The following is a 19,176-nucleotide window of genomic DNA, read 5'->3' as shown; positions in this document are numbered from 1 at the left end:
AGATCCGCCGCCGCTTCTACAAGAAAGGCACCGACTTCGCCGAAGTCACCCCCGAGCACGTCGCCTGGGTGCAAGACGAACTCAACGACACACCCCGACAAGTCCTCGGCGGAGCAACCCCACGTGAGATACTCCAGCAAATATTCAAACGTGGCGCATTAACCGCTTGATCCCGCCCCGGAGATTCACCATCCTTTTTTCACCATTTGTCCACGCGCTCGAGAGATGCTCGCCCAGACCCGCCCCACTTGCGAGGGCGTGGGCGCAGCGCCGCGGGCTAGCCTTGGCGGCCATGGAGATTTCGGACACCGTAAGCAACCTCTACTTCGTCCTCGAATACACAGGCGTGCTACTCGCCGCAACCGTCGGCGGCACCGTGGCGAAACGGATGAACTTCGACATCGTGGGGTTCGCCTTCATCGCGTACATATCGTCGCTGGCCGGCGGCCTGATCCGCGACGCCATCCTTAACGACGGCCCCGCCGCCGCCCTGACCAACCCCGGATACCTCATCACCGCCACGTTGGGCGCGGCCATCGCGTACACCGTGACGCTGCGCGGCAAGCTCTGGGAGAACTTCCGCTTCTACGCGGACATCATCACCATCGGCGTCTGGGCGGTCGCTGGCACGCTTAAAGGCCTGGTCGCGGAGCTGAGCTGGGTGCCTTGCCTGCTGCTGGCGGTCATCACCGCCACCGGCGGCACGATGATGCGCGACATTGCGCTACGGCGCGTCCCGTCTTTGTTCACCGCCCAGAAGATGACTGTCTTCCCGGCCATCATTTCTTCGGTGATCATGCTGGTGATGAACCACTTCGACCTCGTCCGCGAGGGCATGCTCGCCGCCGCCATCGCCGCGCCGATCTTCGCCATCGCGGTCTACTACGGCGGGGATCGGTTCTCCTTTCTCCAGACCAAGCACATCGAGCGCCCGCTGGAGCAGAAGATCGGCGACGCCCTGGGGACGCACACGGACGAGGCCGAACCGCGAGACAACGGCGAGGATGTCACGCGCGCACTCGAGAATTCCTCCGACGAAGAACTGCTCAGAGCCCTGCGCATCCTGCTGCAAAACGAGGTTCGTGAGCGCACCGAGTCGATTACCTAGCAGCCCCCTACGATGGCGTGCATGTACTTCGACAACGTGCTCACCGCCGTCGGTTTCTCCTTTGCCGTGATGGATCTCATCGGCGTGTTCCTTAACGCGCTGATGGGCGGCCTGGTAGCCAGACGCATGCGTTTCGACGCCGTCGGGTTCATGCTCATCTCCATCATCTCCGGCATGGCGGGCGGCATGATCCGCGACGCGCTGATCGGCTCCACCCCGGCCTCCGCGCTGCAGAATCCGTGGTACATCGGTACCGCGCTCGTCGGCTCGCTTGTGGCGTTCGCCCTGCCCATCGAGGGCCGCGCCTGGGAGCTGTTCCGCTTCCACGGCGACATGGTCATCGTCGGCGTGTGGGCGGTCACCGGCACCGTCACCGCCCTCCGCGCGGACGTGACCTGGTTCGGCTGCATCCTCATGGGCGTGCTCACCGCCACAGGTGGGATGGTCATCCGCGAGATGATGATCGGCCAGATCCCATCCATTCTCGTGGACCGCCAGTGGTACGTGGTGCCGGCGATAGTGGCGTCGATAAGCGTGCAGCTCTTCTACGACCTCGGTTGGCAGTCGGTGGGCCTGGCGGTCTCCGCGCTGGTGGGCGTCGGGCTGGGCGTGGCCGCGTACTGGTTCAACTGGTCGGTGCCGGGCGTGGAGGCGCTCGCGCCCGTGGACCGGTACTTCACTAGCGTCAAGCACCGCGTGGGGGAGAAGCTTCCGCCCGTCGCCTCTCGACGCCGTCCCGCCACCCCCACCATGATCTCCGCCCCCACCCGCAAGGACGTGCGCGACGAGCTGGCCTCCGTCGACGGCGAGGTCACCCACGACGAGTTCGTCGCGGCGCTGTACCGGGCCTACGGGCTGAAGTAGCGGGTGCCTAGTGAACGGCCACGTATCGGGTGGCGTTGCCCACCGCAACCTCGATGACCTCATCTTTTACTAACACCGTGTACGGCTTCGCCGTCGTCGCGCCGGTGTAGGTGGCGGTGTGCGCGTCGGGCGCGTGGACCGTGATCGCCCATCCATCAATCCGCACGGTTGAGCCGAGGGGGAGCGGATTGCCTATCGACGCCCCTTCGGCCCTCTCCGCCCTCCTCAACCGACGCCCATTGCGGCTGCCGTAACGCAACGCGTCTTCCATCTCGCGGAGCTGTTCCTCGGTGTACTCGGTCTCCTCGATGGCCTTGAGCTTCTCTTGGACCGGGGCAAGCGAGTTGAACCCGACGCCGACTAGCGCGAAAACCACCGCCAGCAGCGGAATGCGGTCGGGCTTGGGTTGGTGCGGCTGGAGCAGCGAATCGACCGGCTCGCGGCGCCGGACGAGCCCCGCCACCCCCATGACCACCGCTGCGGCGAGCAGCGCAAAACCGAGCAGCCGAGTTCCGGAGTTCATGGCCAAAATCATCCCGGCGAACGCCGTCAACATGCCTACGGCGCCGAGCGCGTCTGAGTGCATAATTTCCCCCATTTTGATCCCCCAGTGTCGTGGAGAAGTGTAGTCCGAGGGGAGGACGTGCGCTCGTTACGGGGAGGGCCGAGGCTGTGTCGCTGCGTGCCTCAACCTCAACCGAAGCTCGAGCAAATAGGGGGATCAAGCTGCGGTTTAGGGTTGCCCGAGTGAACTGGTGTGAAGCAATATCGGCCAAGAGAAATCAGAGGCCGTTGGGGAAGACGAACCTCTCGTCTCGCACTTCGCCGCGCGGACTAGTCACCCGCCGCGGCAATCCCGCTTAGTCACCGGGGGTGGAGTGTGCCGCCATCGATGCGGGCGAAACGCAGCCCGCAAGAAGGGTCCCCATCAATGACGACAACACTGGCCGCGCCCCGCACCTGCCGTGCCACGCGCAACCGACTCGCTTGGACGCTCGAGATCGAGGGGATGCCGGGGCGGGTACGGCGGAGCGTCGAGAAGCATATGCTCCTGCTTCCTGAGGGCGAGCCGGGCGAGGTCTGGTTCACGCGCTGGCAGCGCCGCCCGGACCGGACGTATTCGTGCCGCGAGACCATCGTGGCTTCGCGCGCGGAACTCAAGGTCTTCGCCCACGCCATCGACCGCCTCGCGCGTGAGGAAAATTTTCTGGCAAGCATCACGCCACGCTCGTACCATGGGGGACATGTCTACTAAATACCGAGTGCAAAACCCCAAGACCAACGAGATTGTCGAAAGCTTCGACTTCATTACCGACGACGAGCTCGAAAACGTGCTGGATACCGCGAACGACACGTTTAAGCAGTGGCGCGAGAAGAGCTTCGAGGAGCGCGCCGAGGTGCTGCATAAGGTCGCCTCGCTTTTCGACGAGCAGCGTGACGAACTCGCACGCATCATCGCCGAGGAGATGGGCAAGTCGGTTGAGGAAGGCGACGGCGAGGTCGACGACGTCGTTGAGATCTTTAACTACTACGCCGACAACGGCGCGGAGTTCGGCGCAGACGAGGAGATCCCGAACAAGCGCGGCGGCACCTCCATCCTTCGCAAGGTTCCCCTCGGCGTGATCGTGGGCATCATGCCGTGGAACTTCCCGTACTACCAGGTCGCACGCTTCGCGGCCCCGGCGATCATGGCGGGCAACGTCGTGGTGGTCAAGCACGCGGAGATCTGCCCGCGTTCGGCCGCCGCGATTGAGAAGATCTTCGACCAGGCCGGCGCGCCGAAGGGCCTGTACACCAACGTGTACGCCCAGCACTCGCAGATCTCCACGATGATCAAAGACAACCGCGTGCAGGGCGTGTCGCTGACCGGTTCCGAGCGCGCAGGTCGCGCCATTGCTTCCCAGGCCGGCGAGGCACTGAAGAAGTGCGTGCTCGAGCTCGGTGGCACCGACGCGTACGTGGTGCTGGACTCCTCCGACGTGAAGGCGGCGGCCGAGACCGCGTGGAACAAGCGCATCGGCAACGTGGGCCAGGCCTGCACGTCCAACAAGCGCATGATCGTCATGGAGGACATTTACGACGAGTTTGTGCAGGCGTTGGTGGACATCGCCTCCTCCTACAGCGAGGGCGATCCGCTCAACCCGGGCGAGGGCAACGAGTTCTACCCGCTGTCCTCCCGCGACGCAGCGGAGCTTCTGGCGCAGCAGCTGCGCTTGGCCGTTGACGAGGGCGCGAACCTGCGCGTCGGTGGCGAGGTCACCGGCAAGGGCGCCTACATCACCCCGGCCGTGATCACCGACATCCCCGTGGGCACCGATTCCTACTACGAGGAGTTCTTCGGCCCGGTGGCGGAGGTGTACAAGGTCTCCTCCGAGGAGGAGGCGATCGAGCTTGCCAACGACTCCCGTTACGGCCTCGGCGGCGCCGTGATGTCCGAGGACGAGGAGCGCGGCAAGCGTGTTGCCGCCAAGATCGACACCGGCATGATCCACGTGAACATCCCGCAGGCGCGCGGTGCCGAGCTGCCGTTCGGCGGCGTGAAGGCGTCCGGCCTGGGCCGCGAGCTCGGCCCGCTGGGCATGGACGAGTTTGTCAACCTGCAGCGCTTCTACGTCGCAGGCTCCGACTCGGCGGTGTAGCTCGGGGCCTGGTGGCCCGGAGCTCGCTTGGCCGTGTCAGTTTTGACGCTGGTGTTTCGAAAATGACACACGCATGTCAAAATTGACACTATGAAGCTTCAAAACCCGTTCACCGCCATCTGCTCCGACGCGAATTCAGCAGTGCTGCTCGCACTCGGTCGGGCACCGGTGGAGCTCACTGCCCAGCAGGTTCACGGTCTAGCGGCGGGCCCGTCGTTGTCCAGCGTTCGCCGTAGTTTGGAACGGCTCGCTCAGGGTGGGGTCATCCACGAGCGGGTGTTGGGGCAGGTCAGGGGCTACTCCTTGAACCAACAGCACCTGCTCGCTGGCCCAATCCAGGACATCGCTCACGCAACAGCGGAGCTTCACTCCCGCATTGCGCAGTGCGTGGAATCTTGGCCAGTGGTCGTGGCGGGATGCGTGCTCTTTGGCTCGGCAGCCCGGGGTGAAATGGAGGATTCCAGTGACATCGACCTGCTCATTTTAATGGACAATGAGTCGGCGGCTCTGAAGGCGGAAAGTGGAGTGTATGAGCTGTCACGCCAGGTAGAGGCCTGGACGGGGGCGCCCGCCAACGTTGTAGTTTGGACCGCAGACCAAGATTATCCAGGCGCAATCCTCGACAACATTGTGGGCGAGGGCAAAACCATATACGGTGATCCGCAACGTGTACGGGGGATTCTGAGGGGGATTCGTGGCACCGCGAGCGGGCAAAGGAAAGACCGCACAGGCTAACGATGCAGTTCTTCGCAAGCGGATGCTTCGGGTCGAAGAGCATTTGGAACTGGCGCAGTTCGCCGAGGGGGAGTTCGGCGCAAACGCAGTGATTTCCAACTACATTAACGCTGCGATAGGCGCCGGCGACGTGATCTGTGGCGCACTCAGTGGCTCCTATAACCGCTCAGCGGACCATTTTGAGGCCGTGCGGATGCTGGAGCTGGTTGGGGAAAAAGACGCCGCAAAGGCTTTGAACACGGTGCTACAAAACAAGACGATGGCCAACTACAGCGATGTCGGTCTTAGCGAGGTTCAGGTAAAACAGACGTCGCGGCTGTCAGTCAAGCTCGTCGAAAGGGCGCGCCAACTCGCGCCATAGGCTGCGATTACATGCTGTCGTTTTCGGTGTAGAAGCCGTCGCCGAACGGATCCCAGATCCGCTCCACCAGGCCTGCCACGGAATCCAGCACCGCGGTGGGGCGGAAGGGGTATTTGGCTATCTCGGAGTCGTCGGCAATGCCCGAGCGCACAAGCACGGTGCGCATGCCCGCCTCGAGGCCGGCCTTGACGTCGGTGTCCATGCGGTCGCCGATCATCACCGTGTTCTCCGAGTGCGCGCCGATGTTGTTCAGCGCCGAGCGCATCATCACCGGGTTCGGTTTGCCCACGTAGTACGGTTCCATGCCGGTCACGGCGGTGATCATAGTGGCCACAGACCCGGTGGCCGGCACCACGCCTGCGGGCCCCGGGCCGGTCAGATCCGGGTTGGTGGCGATGAACCGCGAGCCGTTGCGGATCAGGTTCGACGCCGTGGTCAGCGCCTCAAACGAGTAGGTGCGAGTCTCGCCCAGCACGACAAAGTCGGGATCGGCGTCGGTGAGGATCCAGCCGATTTCGTGCAGTGCCGTCGTTAAGCCAGCTTCACCGATGACGTACGCGGAGGCCTCGCCCGCCTGCTGCGACAAAAACTTCGCGGTCGCCGTGGCGGAGGTCCAGATTCGCTCCGGCTCAATGTCCAGGCCCATGCGCATCAGCCTCGCCGACAGGTCGCGCGGGGTCTGGATCGAATTGTTGGTCAGCACCATAAAATCGATGTTTTCGCTGCGCAGCGCGCCGATGAACTCCTTGGCGCCGGGGATGATCTCGCCCTCGCGATGCAGCACGCCATCCATGTCGGTCAGATACGAAATCACTGGTGCTCCTCCACATAGTCGGCGAGGTCTTGGGCGGTGGTGCATTGGGCGTAGACGTGCTCGTCGATAGGCACTCCAAATGCGTCCTCGATGCGCACCGCGAGCTCTATGCGGTCTAACGACGAAATCCCGCTCCCGGCCAGCTCCGTTTCCGGTGCGATATCCACGCCGGAGACCTCCTCCACGAGCTCCGCGAGGCGCGTGAACGTGTCCCTAGCCTCAGTGGTGTCGGTGTCTTCGGGGAGGTCGAGCGCGCCGAGGTCCAACCGCTGCGAAAGTTCCATGCCGTTATGATATGCCCATGCAACGCTTCGCACTTCCAGTCGTGGCCGTCGTCGCCGCCGGCCTCCTCGCGCCCGCTGCGTCAGCGTCGATGGCGGACGAGTACACGCCGCACTTCGACCCGACCCCGCGGCACGTGGCCTTCATTCCGAGCGACGGCTACACCGAGACCACCGAGTACGAGCTCCTCGGTGTGCCGGAAGGGACGGTATGGAAGCAGACCGGCGAAGACACGCTGCGGAACAAGGCGCAACTCTTTAACGGCGAGCTCGAGTACGTAGACAAGCCGCTTGGCGTCCGTCTGAACAACCACACCAAGGAAACGCCTCCACAGCCGGGTGAGAACGTTATCGATTTCATGGTGCGTGTGAAGTTCCCGGATGGCTCTAGTGAGTTATTTCCGCAGCAAGTGAAGCTGACCTCGGATGACGCCTTTTATTACAACCCGACGTACGTGGAACGTATCACCGCAGACCCGGGCCAGACCGTGACGTTGGAACCTGCCAATAAATTTGCGCTGGATCTCCCCACGAATGCACAGTGGGCTGTCACCGGTGGGGAGGGGTGGGATTGGAGCGTCGACCAGAAAACTGGTGCCATCACCGCGACGGTGCCGACCGACTCCTACAGCAGCGCGAGCTTCGAGGTGGTGACAACGTTCGCGGACGGTTCTCAACGGAGAGACTGGACTGGCGTGACAAACACTGGCGTCGGCGTGGAACTGCCGCCCGCGCCAGAACCGCAGCCGGCGCCGGAACCTACTCCCGCTCCCGGCCCGGCGCCCGAGGCCGGTTCATCCTCCGCGCAGAAGTTGGCCCTGGTCTTTGGAGTGCTGGCGGTGCTGGTCGGCGTGGCAGCGCTTGCGTGGCCGCAGCTGCAGCAGTTCTTGCCAAAGTTGTAACGGCGCGTCGACGGCGGGGGTAGACCACCCGCATGGGGCACCGCAGACCCGTCGGCCTGACACATTCCGCATGAATTCCGGCAGCCGACCCGAACGCCCCAGGTCGCGGCGAGCCCCATGTGGAATCTGTCAAAAACAAAACCGCGGCCAGCCAAGCCCATGGCCGAACCCGCCCCCGGGCATAACGAAAGGGGCGCCCGAAAACGGAACGCCCCTTCGTCGTTAGGCAAAGGCCCGCTACTCGGCGGCGTTCTCCGGGCCCTCGTCCTCGCCGTCCTGGTCGGGGGTGGCGGCGGTCGGGTCGTCGATCTTCAGGTCTTTGGCTGCCTGGGCGGCCACGGAACGGTCGATCTTGCCCTCGTTGGCCAGGCCCAGCAGGGCGGCGACGGCCATGGACTCCGCGTCGATGTTGAAGAAGCGGCGGGCGGCCTCGCGCGTGTCGGCGAAGCCGAAGCCGTCTGCACCCAGCACGATGTACTGGCCCGGCACGTAGGCGCGGATCTGCTCTTGCAGATCGGAAGCGAAGTCGGACGTCGCGATGTACGGGCCCGAGGTCTGCTTCAGCTGCTTGGTGGCAAAGGCCTCCTCGACTTCAGCCTCCGGGTTGTGCAGCTGCTCCGTGGCCTTGCGCTGGCCGTCGCGGGCCAGTTCGGTCCACGAGGTCACAGAGTAGATGGCAGCGCCGACGTTGTACTGCTCCTGCAGGATCTCCTGCGCGCGCAGCGCCTGCTGCATGCCCACGCCGGAGGCCAGGAGGGAGACCTTGTTGTCCAGGTCCTTGCCCTCGTCGTAGAGGTAGATGCCCTTGTGCAGGCCTTCCACGTCCAGGTTCTCCGGGCGTGCCGGCTGGTGGTGGGGCTGGTTGTAGACGGTGATGTAGTACATCACGTTCTCGTCCTTGCCCTCGCCATTGCCGTACATGCGCTCGATGCCCTTGGAGATGATGTACGGCATCTCGTACGCGAACGCCGGGTCGTACGGGACCACGGCCGGGTTGGTGGAGGCCAGGATCGGGGAGTGGCCGTCCATGTGCTGCAGGCCCTCACCGAACAGGGTGGTGCGGCCGGCGGTGGCGCCGATGATGAAGCCGCGGCCCATCTGGTCGCCGGCGGCCCAGAAGTTGTCGCCGGTGCGCTGGAAGCCGAACATCGAGTAGAAGATGTACATCGGGATCATCGGCTCGCCGTGGGTGGCATACGAGGTCGCCGCGGCGATGAAGGAGGCCGACGAGCCGTCCTCGTTGATGCCCTCGTGCAGGATCTGGCCGTCGGCGGCCTCCCGGTAGGACAGCTGCAGGTCGTGGTCCACCGGCACGTAGTTCTGGCCGTTGGGGTTGTAAATCTTCAACGTCGGGAACCAGGAGTCCAGGCCGAAGGTGCGGGCCTCATCCGGGATGATCGGTACGACGCGCTTGCCCAGCTCCTTGTCGCGCATGAGCGCCTTGAAGGTGCGCACCAGCGCCATGGTGGAGGCGACTTCCTGCTTGCCGGAGTCCTTGAACAGCGCCTTGAAGGTCTTCTCAAAGTCCGGCTGCCCCAGCGGGGTGTAGGTCTCGCGGCGCTCCGGCAGGTAGCCGCCGAGCTCCTCGCGGCGGGCCTTGAGGTACTTGATCTCCTCGGCGTCCTCGCCCGGGTGGTAGTACGGCGGCAGGTACGGGTCCTTCTCCAGCTCCTCGTCGGAGATGGGGATCTGCTGCTTGTCGCGGAAGAGCTTGAGATCCTCCAGCGTCAGCTTCTTCATCTGGTGGGTGGCGTTGCGGCCTTCGAAGTTGTGGCCCAAGCCGTAGCCCTTCACCGTGTGGGCGAGGATGACGGTCGGCTTGCCCTTGGTCTCCAGCGCGCGCTTGTAGGCGGCGTAGACCTTGCGGTAGTCGTGGCCGCCGCGGCGCAGGTTCCAGATCTCCTCGTCGGTCATGTTCTCGACGAGTTTCTTGGTGCGCTCGTCGCGGCCGAAGAAGTGCTCGCGGACGTAGGCGCCGTCGTTGGCCTTGAAGGTCTGGTAGTCGCCGTCCTTGGTGGTGTTCATGATGTGGACGAGCGCGCCGTCCTCATCCTTTTCCAAAAGCTCGTCCCACTCGCGGCCCCAGACCACCTTGATCACGTTCCAGCCAGCGCCGACGAAGAAGCTCTCCAGCTCCTGGACGATCTGGCCGTTGCCGCGCACCGGGCCATCGAGACGCTGCAGGTTGCAGTTGATCACGAAGGTGAGGTTGTCCAGACCGTAGAGGGAGGCCATCTGGATCAGGCCGCGGGATTCCGGCTCGTCCATCTCGCCGTCGCCCAGGAACGCCCAGACGTGCTGCTGGTCGGTGTCCTTGATGCCGCGGTTTTGCAGGTACTTGTTAAAGCGCGCCTGGTAGATCGCGTTCATCGGGCCCAGGCCCATGGACACGGTGGGGAACTCCCAGAAGCCCGGCAAACCGTGCGGGTGCGGGTAGGACGGCAGGCCACCCTGTTCGCGGGAGTGCTCCTGGCGGAAGCCGTCCAGGTCGTCCTCGCTCAGGCGGCCTTCCATGAAGGCGCGGGCGTACATGCCCGGGGAGGCGTGGCCCTGGAAGAAGATCTGGTCGCCGCCCTGCGGGGCGTCCTTGCCCTTGAAGAAGTGGTTGAAGCCGACTTCGTAGAGGGCCGCGGCGGACGCGTAGGTGGAGATGTGGCCGCCGACCTTGATGCCGGGGCGCTGTGCGCGGTGCACCATCACTGCAGCGTTCCAGCGCATCCAGCGGCGGTAGCGCTTCTCAATCTGCTCGTCGCCGGGGAACTCCGGTTCGAGGTTGGTCGGAATCGTGTTGACCAGGTCGGTGGAGGACAGCGCCGGCAGCGGCACGCGCTTGGCGTTGGCGCGCTCGATCAGGCGCAGCATGAGGTAGCGGGCGCGCTCCGGGTCGGAATCCTCGAGCAGCCCGTCGAGGGAGTCCATCCACTCCTGGGTTTCTTCTGGGTCTGCGTCGTGCAGGTAGGACGCCACGCCTTCGCGCAGCGAGAGAATGTTGGTGTCAACCTCGGCCGCGGTCTTGGCGCGGGCGTCTTCCATCTCGGTTTCTTTCTGGGCCACTTCAACCTCCTGGGTTCATTCGGGCAATACGCCCTCAAGGATACGTCGTTGCGCGCGGTACTTCTTACAGCGGGTGCGCTTTGGTGAGACTAATCACGAGTTTTCGCGCATTCTTTGCTTCTCGACGTTAAGCTGTCGCCCAGAACCAACCTAGATTCATGGAGGACACGGAAACTTGAGTGCCACAGGAGTGGACACCTTCGCCTCACGCCTCGGGGTAAACCCAGGCGATGTGGTGCAAGAGATCGGCTGGGACGATGACGCGGATTCCGCCATCTCAGAAGCCATCGAGGATGCCATTGGTGCCGAACTTCTCGACGAAGACGCCGAGGATCCCTGCGACACCATCCTCCTCTGGTTCCGCGACGGCGACGGGGATCTCGTGGACGACCTGGTAGACGTCGCCCGTGGTCTCGGCCCCGGCGGTCGAATCTGGCTGATGACGCCCGGGGCCGGGTCCGCTGGGGTGGTCCCGCCCAGCGAGATCGCCGAATCCGCCCAGCTGGCTGGCTTTACCCAGACCAAGGCCGACCGGTTCGGCTCCTGGCAGGGATCCTGCCTCACCCCCCGTAACCGATGACCAGGGATTTCGCTCCCGCCGCTGGGCCAGGCAGCAACGCGAATGGTCCCGTTCCGGAGTTGCCGGATCGGGACCATTGATGTGGTGCGCCATGACGGGCTCGAACCGCCGACCTACTGGGTGTAAACCAGTTGCTCTTCCAGCTGAGCTAACGGCGCGCGTAGCAAGCAGAGTAGCAGAGCCCTTACGGGAAACGAAAACTGCTGTTGGGCCGGGTAGGTCAGCCCATCCCGGCCGAAGATGCTTACCCCAGGATGCTTACTTCTCGAGTGCGGTGGCGGGCGCGACCGGAGGTTCGTCGAGAAGTAAGCGTTTAGGGGTAAGCATCTAGCCTGTGGCGGGGCTGTGTGGCGGGCCTACAGCGCCCGGGCCTCGATGGCGGCGAGGATGCCCAGCTCGAAACAGGGGGAGGGCCCGTTGAACTCCACGTCGGCGACATCCCACTGCGAGAACCGCACCCTGGCCGACCCGGCCGCCGACCCTTTGGAATCTGGGACGACAGCGAGGTCCCAGAGCTCCACACCGGCGGCGTCGCAAGCGCGGGCAGCGCGAGTGGCCAAAGCACTGGGGCGGGCTGGGGAAAACAGGGCGTTCTCGTCCGCCTCGGCTACCTGGGCTAGCACCGCAAATGGCCGGTCGGTGAACAGCACGGCGTGGTCGGCGGCGGCGTCTTCCACGTCCTCGGCTTCGATGCCGTCCGCGAGCTCCACGCCCGCGGCCCGCAACACATGAAGGGCGGAGTGGAGCTGCTCGAGGTCAATGGGCATGATCAGTCCCCTTCGGGCAAGGAAAAGCTAACGTTCTTCTTCCTTATCGTAGGCCTTGGCCCACGGGTTGGCCCGGGAAGATCCGTAGCGTTGGCGGGCCCGGGAGGGGGCCGGGTTGGGGTCGGGTCCGGGGGCGCCGGAGGTGGCGTCGTCAAGCAGTTGCTCCTGCTCGGCCTCGAAGCGGCGGCGCTCCCGCGAGTCGGAGTACAGGAAGTAGATCAGGCCGGCGGGCGCGGCGATGCCGAAGAGGATCCACTGCAGCCCGTAGGAGAGGTGGTTGCCGGTTTCCAGCTGCGGCAGCGGGATGGGGTTGAGCACGCCGGGTTGGTCGCTGAGCAGCTGGAGGTACGGCGAGGCCAGGCTCTGCCCCACGAGGTCGCCAACTTGGGTGGGGCTGATGGAGTAGACCATGTCGTAGCCCTGCTCGTGCATGGGGGCGTTGGGGTGCACTCCTTCGTCGGCGCGAAGCATGCCGGTGATGGTGACGTCGCCGGTGGGTGCGGGCGCGATGTCTGGTACCTGGGTGGAGTCCTGCGCCTTGACCCAGCCGCGGTGGACGAGGATCGCGTGGCCGTCGTCGAGCGTGAACGGGGTGAGCACTTGGAAGGCCGGGGTGCCGTCGACGGGGCGCAGGCGCAGCAGCACGTCCGGGCCCGTATACCGCCCGGTAGCGACAACGCGGGACCACTCGGCGCCGTCGCCCAAGGACCCGTCCGGACCCAAGCGCGACGACAGCGGCTCTGGGTCGTGCTCGAAGGCGGCGGAGATGTGCTCGTTGCGCTCTACTAGCGCCTCGTTTTTGCCCAGCTGCCACGGAGCCAGGAACGTGAATGCGTAGTAGGAGAACACCCCGATTAAAAGCGCCGCGATGACCCAGCCGGGGGTAAGCATCTGCCGCCACCACGGTTTCGACGATTGACTGTTGGCGCTCACGCCGGGTCAGTCTAGTCGCTCGCGCAACCAGGTAATAATGCCGTCAACTGCAGACTCGATCTGTTCGCGCACCACCGCAAAGCCCTCCGGCCCGCCGTAGTAGGGGTCCGCCACGCCGGCGCCGTCCGGGGAGGCGGGGTCGAACGAACGGATGAGGCGCACCTTGTCCTCGTCCACGCCGCGGGCGACCAGCTCGGAGACGTGGTTGGTGTCCAGCGCGACAATCAGGTCGGCTTGCTCCTGCTCGAAGCCGAATTGTTGGGCGCGGTGCGCCTCGCCGTCGTAGCCGTGGGCTGCCAGTTCGGCGCGCGCCCGCTCGTCCGCTTTTTGGCCGACGTGCCAGCCGCCAATGCCTGACGACGTCACCGTCACCGCATCCCCCAAACCGGCCTGCGCCAATTTCTCGCGCACGATCACCTCCGCCATGGGGGAGCGGCAGATGTTGCCGGTGCAGACAAAGTCGATGTGCAATTTAGAACTCACGGATGATCCTTTCCAGCTCGTCGGCGTCGCGCGCCACCCAGTCGGCCAAATCCCACTCCTCGGCAGCGCCGTAGCCCCAGGTCATGGCCACGCTCGGGATGCCGAATTCTTTCGCACCCTCGAAGTCGTGCAGCCGGTCGCCGACCATCAGCGGGCGCTCGGGGTTCGCTTGATCGAGCACGTGCCGGATCACGTCGACCTTCTTCGCGCGCTTTCCGTCGTTGGAAGCCGCGCCCAGAAAATCGATGTGTTCCAAAAGCCCCGCACGCTCTAAGGCCGCGCGTGCGAAGCGTTCGCTTTTCGACGTCGCCGTGCACACGCGGTAGCCCTCCCCGGCCAACCGCTCCACCAGGGCAGCCATTCCCGGGTAGACCTCGAAGCGCTGCCAGCCCTCCCCGGACATGTAGTCCGAGTAGGCGCGCATGGCGGTTTCGACCTGCGCGGCAGACATGCCGAGCGAGCGCATCGTCTCCGGCATGGGCGGGCCGGGGATGCGGCGGATGAATTCCTCGTCGGGTTTGTCCCACCGAATGGCTTCCAAGCCGATGAGGAATCCGTGCCGGATGCCGGGGTAGGAGTCGATGAGGGTGCCGTCGACGTCGAAAAGCAAAGTGGCGTTCACACCTGCCCACTGTTCCAAATTTGTAGGCTTGCTGCCATGACAGACGTAACAGTGCAGACAGTTGTGGACGCGCTCGAGGCGGCCTACCCGCCCGCGCTGGCGGAAAGCTGGGACCAGGTGGGGCTCATCTGTGGCGACCCGGACGCGAAGGTGACCAAGGTGGCCTTCGCGCTCGATTGCGCTCAGGAGGTGGCTGAGCGCGCCGTCGCCGCCGGGGCCCAACTGTTGGTGGTGCACCACCCGCTCCTGCTGCGCGGCGTGCACTCGGTGGCCGCAAACACCCCGAAGGGCAAGGTCATCCACACCCTGCTGGCCGGCGGCTGCGCGCTGTTCGCCGCGCACACCAACGCGGACTCCGCCCGCCCGGGCGTTTCGGACAAGCTCGCGGAGCTCGTCGGCATCACACCCGGTCGCCCCATCAAGCCGGTGCACATAGACGCTCTGGAGCGCTGGGGCGTGCACGTGCCGCCGAGCGCCGCCGCGGACCTGAAAAAGGCGCTGTTTGGGGCCGGTGCCGGGGAGATCGGGGACTACCGCGAGTGCGCCTTCTCCTTCGAAGGTGCCGGTGAGTTCACCCCCGTCGAGGGCGCGAACCCCACCGACGGGGCCGTGGGCACGCACTACACGGGCGACGAGATCCGGATCGAGTTTGTGGCGAAGGCGCGGGACCGCCGGAGGATCGGCGAGAAGCTGCGGGAAGCCCACCCCTACGAAGAGCCCGCGTTCGACGTGGTGCAGGTGGCTGACACCCGTGACCTCGAAACAGCGACCGGCTTGGGCCGCATCGGCGAACTGGAAGAGCCGATGACGCTGCGCGAATTCACCCAGCAGGTGGCCAACGCGCTGCCGGCAACCGCGTGGGGCGTGCGCGCCGCCGGCGACCCGGAGCAGGTCGTGCGCAAGGTTGCGGTCTCCTCCGGCGCTGGCGACAGCTTCCTTGCCGACGTGGCAAAGCTCGGCGTGGACGTCTACGTCACCTCCGACCTGCGCCACCACCCGGTGGACGAGCACCTGCGCGCCGGGGGGCCGGCCGTGATCGACACCGCGCACTGGGCCAGCGAGTTTCCGTGGACCGAGCAGGCGGAGAGTATCGTGGCTCCGTTAGGCGTGGACACCGAGATCCTGTGCATCCGCACGGATCCGTGGACCATCTCCGCGCACCCGCAGTAAAGGAGTACCGATGCACCTTTCCAAAGACCTGCAGCCCGTCCTCCTGCAGCTCGCGCAGGCAGACGCCGCGTCTTCGAAGCCGCGCGTGCGCCCCGAGGAGCAGGAGCTTCAGAAGCTTATCGACGAACGCCAGCGCCTCACCGACGCCTCCGCCGCAGCCCAGCTCGCGGTGGACGACATGGAGCTGGAGATCCTGCGCATCCAGGAAGACGAGCGGAAGCTGAAGAAGCGCGAGCTGGACGACAAGCGCCAGCTCACCGCCGAAACCGACCCCGAGCGCCGCAAGGACTTGGAGCACGACCGCTACGCCGCGAAGTCCCGCATCGCTGACCTGCTCAGCGAGCTAAAAGAGGCCCACAACGAGATCGCGGCGCTGCGCAACAACCGCGACGTGCACGCCGCCCGCGTCGACGAGGCCAACCGCAAGGTCGAAACCGCCCGGCGCGCCGTGGACGCACTGCCGGAGGAAGAAACCGTTGACACGGAGTCGCTGCGCGCCAAGCTGCCCGCCGACGTGCTGCGCGCCTACGACGACATCGGCGCCGCCAAATTCAACGGCCGCGCCTGCGGCGGCTGCTTCATCCAGCTGCCGCCGGCCGAGCGCGCCGAGGTGCTGGGGGAACCGGAAGACGAGCTGCCCGCCTGCCCGAACTGCGGCACCCTGCTCGTGCGGGTGAAACCGGCGGAGTAGCGCATGCACGTTTCCATGTATTGCGACGGCGGCTCCCGTGGCAACCCGGGCGTTGCCGGATCCGGCTCCGTGGTCTACGACGCGGACGGCGAAACCCTGGCCGAAATCGCCTACGTGGTGGGCAAAAAGTCCACCAATAACGTCGCCGAGTACTACGGACTGGTCCGCGGCCTGGAGGCCTGCCAGCAGGTTGGCGCGACCCGCGTGGACGTGTTCATGGACTCCAAGCTGGTGGTCGAGCAGATGACCGGCCGCTGGAAAATCAAGCACCCCGACATGCAGAAGCTGGCCCGCGAGGCCCGCGACCTCGCCTCGTCGTTTGAGAAGGTCACCTACACCTGGGTCCCGCGCGCGAAGAACAAAAAGGCCGACGAGCTGTCCAACGTGGCCATGGACGCCGCAGCCCGCGGCGACAAACCCGGCATAGTCAAAGGCACCGGCGTGTGGGTGGGGGAGAAGCAGGGGGAACCGGAGGGCGCCCAGAAGCCCAAGCACGAAACCGCGAGCCCCGCGCACTGGTCCGGCACCGACGCGCCGCGCACCAGGTTCATCCTGCTGCGCCACGGGCAGACACAGCACTCGGCGGAGCAGCGCTTCTCCGGCACGTCCGAGCCGGAGCTGACCGACACCGGCCGCGACCAGGCGCGCCGGGCCACCGAGGCGCTGCGCAAATTCGGGCGGATCGACGCTATCGTCGCCTCCCCGCAGGCCCGCGCGCAGGGCACCGCCCGCATCGCGGCTGGTGCCCTCGGCCTGGACATCGCGACCGAGGAAGGCCTGCGCGAGATGGCGTTCGGCGACTTTGAGGGGCTTACCCGCGACGAGGCGGTAACCGAGGATGCGGCGGCGTTTGAGGAGTGGCAGGCCTCGCCGAACAACGCGCCCCCCGGCGGGGAGTCACTGACCGCGCTGCACCGCCGCGTGTCTCGGACCCGCCTGAAGCTGCAGGAACGCTACGAGGGCCAGACGGTGCTGGTGGTCACGCACATGACGCCGGTGAAGTCGTTTATCCGACAGGGCCTCGGGGCAAACGCGGACATGTTCAAGCACCTGTTTCTGGACCTGGCCAGCATCTCCGTGGTGGATTTTTACGGTGACTACGGCGTGGTCCGCTGCGTCAACGACGTCGCCCATCACAGGTAGGGCGTCGCGGGCCTGCCGCGAGCACGAGGATCCAGCTACTAAGACCCAGCTATCAGGCCTAAAATCGGCTGTTAGCTGGATCCTGGTAGCTGAATCCGGCGATTGGGGCGCGAAAAGGAACGTGACGGCGGCGCGGGGAGGCGGAAGCGCAGCGCGGGGAGGTGGGCCGGAGGTTGAACGTCGAGAAGCAAGAAGCGTAAGCTCACACACGCGAATGAGCCGGCCGGGCGGCCGCGGCGCTGCGAACCACCGCGAAGCGGGAAGGCGCAGGTCGAGGAAAGTCCGGACTCCACAGGGCACGGTGGTTGCTAACAGCAACCCGGAGCGATCCGCGGGAAAGTGCAACAGAAAGTAGACCGCCTCGGCAACGAGGTCAGGGTGAAAGGGTGCGGTAAGAGCGCACCGGCATCTGCGGTGACGCAGGTGGCCAGGTAAACCCCACCGGGAGCAAGGCAAGAATCTCTGCGCACGCGCAGGGGTCGTCGGACGCAGGCTGCCCGCCCAGTCCGAAGGTAGCTGCTTGAGGCGCCCAGCAATGGGTGGCCCAGATGGATGGTCGCCGCCCCGCAAGGGGAACAGAATCCGGCTCACAGGCCGACTCATTCGCCCTTTTCGTGGCACGATGGCTGCTTATGAAGCTCTACGCCGCGCCCCTCAACTTCCGGCCGATCGCGCGGGAATTCGACGTGCGCACCGGGTTCGCGCCGTCGTTGCATGCCGAGGCGTCGCAGCTTGAAGACCGCTTTGCGCGCGTGCGTATCGACGCCCGTTCCGTCCCCCTCGTCACCATCGACCCCGCCGGATCGATGGACCTGGACCAAGCCGTGCACATCGAACGGCGCGGGGGCGGGTTTGTGGTGCGCTACGCCATCGCCGATGTGGCCGCGTTCGTGGACCCGGACTCGGCAGTGGCGGAAGAGTCCCTGGAGCGGGGCCAGACGATCTACCTTCCCGACGAGCCGGCGCGCCTCCACCCGGAAGAACTGTCGGAGGGTTCGGCCTCGCTGCTGCCGGACGTGGACAGGCCCGCGGTGCTGTGGACGTTCGAGTTAGACGACGGCGGCGAGGTGGAGTCCGCGCACGTGGAGCGCGCGCTGGTGCGCTCGGTAGCTCGCTTGGATTACGAGGGCGTGCACGCGGACATGCAGGCGGGCACGGTGCACCCCTCTGTGGCTTTGCTGGAGGAGGTGGGCAAGTTGCGCCAGCAGTCCTCGCTTCGCAGGCACGCGATCAACCTGCGCCTGCCGTCAGTGCGGGTGGTCGGCGACGGCGACACATTTGAGCTGGTAATCGAGCCCCGTCACCCGGTGATGGACTACAACTCCGAAATCTCCCTGCTCACCGGCATGGTGGCGGGCCGGATGATGGTGGACGCGGGCGTGGGTTTCCTGCGTACCCTGGGCCCGGCGGATGCTGGCGGGGAGACGGACTTCCGCAGAGAAGCCGGTAATCTCGGCTACCCTGCCGAAGAGGTCGCCGGGGACATCGGAGAGTTTCTCGCCGGCGTGGACGCCGACACCCCGCGTGGCATGGCCGTCATGCGCGAGGCGCAGAAACTCCTGCGCGGGTCCGGGTACGTGGACTTGTCGGCGGGTGAGCCCGAGGTCCACGCCGGCATCGGCGGGTACTACTCCCACGTCACCGCACCGCTTCGGCGGTTGATCGACCGCTACGCCACCGAAGTGTGCCTGGCCATCTGCGCCGGCACGGAGGTGCCGGAGTGGGTGATGCGCGACGCGTCCCGGGTGATCAAGACCATGGGCCGGTCCTCCCAGCTGGCCAACACCGTGGAAAAAGCGTGCCTGCACCTGACCGAAGCCACGGTGCTTGCACCGTGGGTGGGTCATAACTTCGACGGCGTGACCCTGAAAACGGGCGAGAACGCCGCGCGGGTGTTCATCGTGGACCCGCCAGTGCTGGCACCGTCCTCCGGTGCACCCGAGGAAGGCGCGGAGACAAAGTTCTCCCTCGTGCGGGCGGATCCGGCGGCCCGCGAGGTCAATTTCGCCTGGCCCGCAGACTAGGTGGG

Annotated in this window: 20 protein-coding genes, 1 tRNA gene, 1 other RNA gene and 1 pseudogene; 14 read left to right on the top strand and 9 right to left on the bottom strand. The window is 65.6% G+C overall.

The window, feature by feature from the left end:
• From HMA55_RS05390 to HMA55_RS05380, 3 genes and pseudogenes are all read left to right on the top strand, one after another.
• Window positions 1–170 (top strand): annotated as a pseudogene (locus HMA55_RS05390) (IS30 family transposase); the annotation flags it as partial.
• Between the two features lie 122 nt (window positions 171–292).
• The gene (locus HMA55_RS05385; RefSeq protein WP_181192022.1) at window positions 293–1,108 is read left to right on the top strand and encodes a trimeric intracellular cation channel family protein; all 816 of its coding nucleotides are present in this window, start codon (window positions 293–295) and stop codon (window positions 1,106–1,108) included.
• A 21-nt stretch (window positions 1,109–1,129) separates the two neighbouring features.
• A complete protein-coding gene (locus tag HMA55_RS05380; protein WP_181192021.1) occupies window positions 1,130–1,972 on the top strand; it encodes a trimeric intracellular cation channel family protein in 843 nt (280 codons plus the stop codon).
• A 7-nt stretch (window positions 1,973–1,979) separates the two neighbouring features.
• On the opposite strand, the gene HMA55_RS05375 is transcribed toward HMA55_RS05380, so the two are convergent.
• Window positions 1,980–2,558 (bottom strand): hypothetical protein, encoded by a 579-nt coding sequence (locus HMA55_RS05375; protein ID WP_181192020.1) that lies wholly within the window; start codon window positions 2,556–2,558, stop codon window positions 1,980–1,982.
• 345 nt (window positions 2,559–2,903) lie between these two features.
• Between HMA55_RS05375 and HMA55_RS05370 the strand changes: the two genes are divergently transcribed.
• The 4 genes from HMA55_RS05370 to HMA55_RS05355 all read left to right on the top strand — a co-directional run bounded on the left by HMA55_RS05370 (window position 2,904) and on the right by HMA55_RS05355 (window position 5,707).
• Window positions 2,904–3,227, top strand: a complete 324-nt coding sequence (locus tag HMA55_RS05370) for a hypothetical protein (RefSeq protein WP_181192019.1) — start codon at window positions 2,904–2,906, stop codon at window positions 3,225–3,227.
• Window positions 3,217–4,611: an NAD-dependent succinate-semialdehyde dehydrogenase gene (locus HMA55_RS05365; RefSeq protein ID WP_181192018.1), complete on the top strand. Its 1,395-nt coding sequence runs from the start codon at window positions 3,217–3,219 to the stop codon at window positions 4,609–4,611. Before HMA55_RS05370 ends, HMA55_RS05365 begins: the two co-directional genes overlap by 11 nt.
• Window positions 4,612–4,701: 90 nt before the next feature.
• Window positions 4,702–5,346 carry a nucleotidyltransferase domain-containing protein gene (locus HMA55_RS05360; protein WP_181192017.1) on the top strand — a complete coding sequence of 215 codons (645 nt, stop codon included), beginning with the start codon at window positions 4,702–4,704 and terminating at the stop codon, window positions 5,344–5,346.
• Window positions 5,306–5,707 (top strand): hypothetical protein, encoded by a 402-nt coding sequence (locus tag HMA55_RS05355; RefSeq protein WP_181192016.1) that lies wholly within the window; start codon window positions 5,306–5,308, stop codon window positions 5,705–5,707. The genes HMA55_RS05360 and HMA55_RS05355 overlap by 41 nt, the downstream gene beginning before the upstream one ends.
• A 7-nt stretch (window positions 5,708–5,714) precedes the next feature.
• Here HMA55_RS05355 and HMA55_RS05350 read toward each other — a convergent pair whose 3' ends face one another.
• Together HMA55_RS05350 and HMA55_RS05345 are read right to left on the bottom strand one after the other, a co-directional pair.
• The gene (locus HMA55_RS05350) at window positions 5,715–6,566 is read right to left on the bottom strand and encodes an HAD-IIA family hydrolase (RefSeq protein ID WP_181192015.1); all 852 of its coding nucleotides are present in this window, start codon (window positions 6,564–6,566) and stop codon (window positions 5,715–5,717) included.
• On the bottom strand, window positions 6,518–6,805 hold the full coding sequence (locus tag HMA55_RS05345) for an acyl carrier protein (protein WP_181192014.1): 288 nt from the start codon (window positions 6,803–6,805) through the stop codon (window positions 6,518–6,520). The genes HMA55_RS05350 and HMA55_RS05345 overlap by 49 nt, the downstream gene beginning before the upstream one ends.
• 17 nt (window positions 6,806–6,822) lie before the next feature.
• Between HMA55_RS05345 and HMA55_RS05340 the strand changes: the two genes are divergently transcribed.
• Window positions 6,823–7,704, top strand: a complete 882-nt coding sequence (locus HMA55_RS05340) for a YPDG domain-containing protein (protein WP_181192013.1) — start codon at window positions 6,823–6,825, stop codon at window positions 7,702–7,704.
• Window positions 7,705–7,941: 237 nt separating this feature from the next.
• Here the strand turns inward: HMA55_RS05340 and aceE are convergent, their stop codons facing one another.
• Complete coding sequence (gene aceE, locus HMA55_RS05335; RefSeq protein ID WP_181192068.1) at window positions 7,942–10,737, bottom strand: pyruvate dehydrogenase (acetyl-transferring), homodimeric type; 2,796 nt, start codon at window positions 10,735–10,737, stop codon at window positions 7,942–7,944.
• 196 nt (window positions 10,738–10,933) lie between these two features.
• Here aceE and HMA55_RS05330 point away from each other — a divergent pair, with 196 nt between their 5' ends.
• Window positions 10,934–11,338 carry a DUF3052 domain-containing protein gene (locus HMA55_RS05330; RefSeq protein WP_219910377.1) on the top strand — a complete coding sequence of 135 codons (405 nt, stop codon included), beginning with the start codon at window positions 10,934–10,936 and terminating at the stop codon, window positions 11,336–11,338.
• Window positions 11,339–11,420: 82 nt separating this feature from the next.
• Here HMA55_RS05330 and HMA55_RS05325 read toward each other — a convergent pair.
• The 5 genes from HMA55_RS05325 to HMA55_RS05305 all read right to left on the bottom strand — a co-directional run bounded on the left by HMA55_RS05325 (window position 11,421) and on the right by HMA55_RS05305 (window position 14,143).
• Window positions 11,421–11,496: transfer RNA gene (locus HMA55_RS05325), tRNA-Val, on the bottom strand.
• A 198-nt stretch (window positions 11,497–11,694) separates the two neighbouring features.
• Window positions 11,695–12,105 (bottom strand): hypothetical protein, encoded by a 411-nt coding sequence (locus HMA55_RS05320; RefSeq protein ID WP_181192012.1) that lies wholly within the window; start codon window positions 12,103–12,105, stop codon window positions 11,695–11,697.
• Between the two features lie 27 nt (window positions 12,106–12,132).
• Window positions 12,133–12,996 carry an SURF1 family cytochrome oxidase biogenesis protein gene (locus HMA55_RS05315; protein ID WP_181192066.1) on the bottom strand — a complete coding sequence of 288 codons (864 nt, stop codon included), beginning with the start codon at window positions 12,994–12,996 and terminating at the stop codon, window positions 12,133–12,135.
• A 48-nt stretch (window positions 12,997–13,044) separates the two neighbouring features.
• Window positions 13,045–13,521 carry a low molecular weight protein-tyrosine-phosphatase gene (locus HMA55_RS05310; protein ID WP_181192011.1) on the bottom strand — a complete coding sequence of 159 codons (477 nt, stop codon included), beginning with the start codon at window positions 13,519–13,521 and terminating at the stop codon, window positions 13,045–13,047.
• On the bottom strand, window positions 13,511–14,143 hold the full coding sequence (locus tag HMA55_RS05305; protein ID WP_181192010.1) for an HAD-IA family hydrolase: 633 nt from the start codon (window positions 14,141–14,143) through the stop codon (window positions 13,511–13,513). Before HMA55_RS05305 ends, HMA55_RS05310 begins: the two co-directional genes overlap by 11 nt.
• A 36-nt stretch (window positions 14,144–14,179) precedes the next feature.
• On the opposite strand from HMA55_RS05305, the gene HMA55_RS05300 reads away from it, so the two are divergent.
• The 5 genes from HMA55_RS05300 (at window position 14,180) to HMA55_RS05280 (ending at window position 19,171) form a co-directional block, all read left to right on the top strand.
• Window positions 14,180–15,313 carry a Nif3-like dinuclear metal center hexameric protein gene (locus HMA55_RS05300; RefSeq protein WP_181192009.1) on the top strand — a complete coding sequence of 378 codons (1,134 nt, stop codon included), beginning with the start codon at window positions 14,180–14,182 and terminating at the stop codon, window positions 15,311–15,313.
• Window positions 15,314–15,323: 10 nt separating this feature from the next.
• Complete coding sequence (locus tag HMA55_RS05295; protein ID WP_181192008.1) at window positions 15,324–16,004, top strand: zinc ribbon domain-containing protein; 681 nt, start codon at window positions 15,324–15,326, stop codon at window positions 16,002–16,004.
• 3 nt (window positions 16,005–16,007) lie between these two features.
• A complete protein-coding gene (locus tag HMA55_RS05290; protein WP_181192007.1) occupies window positions 16,008–17,147 on the top strand; it encodes a bifunctional RNase H/acid phosphatase in 1,140 nt (379 codons plus the stop codon).
• A gap of 215 nt (window positions 17,148–17,362) precedes the next feature.
• An RNA gene (rnpB, locus tag HMA55_RS05285) (RNase P RNA component class A) lies at window positions 17,363–17,753 on the top strand.
• Between the two features lie 26 nt (window positions 17,754–17,779).
• Complete coding sequence (locus HMA55_RS05280) at window positions 17,780–19,171, top strand: RNB domain-containing ribonuclease (RefSeq protein WP_181192006.1); 1,392 nt, start codon at window positions 17,780–17,782, stop codon at window positions 19,169–19,171.
• Window positions 19,172–19,176: the final 5 nt, after the last annotated feature.

The sequence above is a fragment of the Corynebacterium wankanglinii genome (assembly GCF_013601005.1).
GTDB classification, from domain to species: domain Bacteria; phylum Actinomycetota; class Actinomycetes; order Mycobacteriales; family Mycobacteriaceae; genus Corynebacterium; species Corynebacterium wankanglinii.
This window is presented reverse-complemented; position numbering and strand designations above follow the sequence as displayed.